The organism is Paenibacillus oleatilyticus, from assembly GCF_018998565.1.
Classification (GTDB): Bacteria; Bacillota; Bacilli; order Paenibacillales; family NBRC-103111; genus Paenibacillus_G; species Paenibacillus_G oleatilyticus.
This window is the reverse complement of sequence record NZ_JAHNZO010000078.1, coordinates 1-1,434: the sequence shown is the minus strand read 5'-3', so window position 1 is coordinate 1,434 and position 1,434 is coordinate 1. Positions and strand designations below refer to the sequence as shown.

Annotated in this window: 1 protein-coding gene; it reads right to left on the bottom strand. The window is 47.4% G+C overall.

The annotated features are described in order from the left end of the window. Window positions 1–402 precede the first annotated feature (402 nt). Window positions 403–1,434: IS110 family RNA-guided transposase (locus KQX66_RS36355; RefSeq protein WP_216798386.1), on the bottom strand; the 1,032-nt coding region annotated here is incomplete at its 5' end.

Genomic DNA, 1,434 nt, shown 5'->3' with positions numbered 1-1,434 from the left:
TTTACGTCCGCCTCCCTCAGTATGATGCTGTTTTCTCGTTCTATCTCGCTCATTCGCAGGATTTTATTCATGCTGAAACTTTTGAATAAAGTAACGAAGGGACTGGACCAGACGTTCGGGAATTGTATGCATAGAGAAATAAAGGTATCCAATTAAAATACCATATAGTCCCATTTCTCTGCGCATTCTCCATCTATCCCTGGGGGCTCGCCCTCCCATGTCTCAACGGGTTTATCCCCTTACATTCCTTCGTTACACCTACCCAAGGGATGGAGTCCGACAACTCTTTGAAAACGGGTCTGTGCCCTTTAGGCGGAAACGTAGTCGGTACGCCGCGCTTTCTTTGTAGAATCCTGCGAATGAGCCAAATGACGATGAATGTTACGGTGGTTCAAGGATTACTTATGCAGCCAGGGTCTTAACTTTTTCCGGCAGATAGGCTTGGTTACCCTTTGCCAGGGCAACTAGGATGCGAGCGAGTTTTCCGCAAAGCTTCATCAAAGACTGCATTCCCTTCATTTTCTTGACATGCTTATTGTGTTCGTGAAGTGCCTTAAATTCTGGATTGGCAGCGACTAGATGCAAAACGGTTAAAAATAAGATGCGACGAAGGCCAGGTCTGCCACGTTTGGTAATGGTTACTTCTCCTTTACGAAGCCCTGAGCTATTCTCAGATAGATGTAAACCGGCCAACCGAAGAAGCTGCGATCCGTGCTGGAATTGTCTAAGATCACCGGCTTCGCTATACAGGGTAGCCAGCGTTATATCGCTGATCCCTTTAAACGTACGAAGTGAAGGAGTGGTTGGAATCAATTGAATCTGGACTCCCAGTTTCTCTTCCAGTTCAGCGAGCTGCTGCTGAAAGAAATCCAGCTGTCTTAATAGCAGATGAACGCAGACCTTGGAAGATATGGAGCATCCGGGGAGCCCTGTAGAGCGCTTGGCCGATTCGATTAAGGCTTTAGCGGTGCTCAAGCTCGCTCGTTTGAGCTTCTTTTTCCATTGAGAGACGATAAAGGTCGGAGATAGGTCGCGAATGTCAGATGGCAGTGGAAACAAAGCAAGTGTCGCTAAGGCTGTTTTGCACGTCACGTCCTTAAAGACAAGGCCGAGCTCGGGAAAATGCATATCGACCCAACGATGAATTTGGTTTTTTACAGCACCGGATTGCTTTAGGATGAACTCACGGGCATGAACCAACTGCCGAATCTCCTGATAGGACTCAGCCAGCATACGAACCTCGGAGTAATAACCGTTCTTCACCATATCGGCAATGACAAGGGCGTCCTTGACATCGTTTTTCGTGGGGGAGTTATCTCTATTTTCCTTATTGCGTTTGACATGAAAAGGATTAACGAGAACAAGCTCGAGTTGCCTTTCTTGAAGCCAGAAGGCGAGATTGAGCCAGTAATGCCCGGTGGGCTCAACACCGAT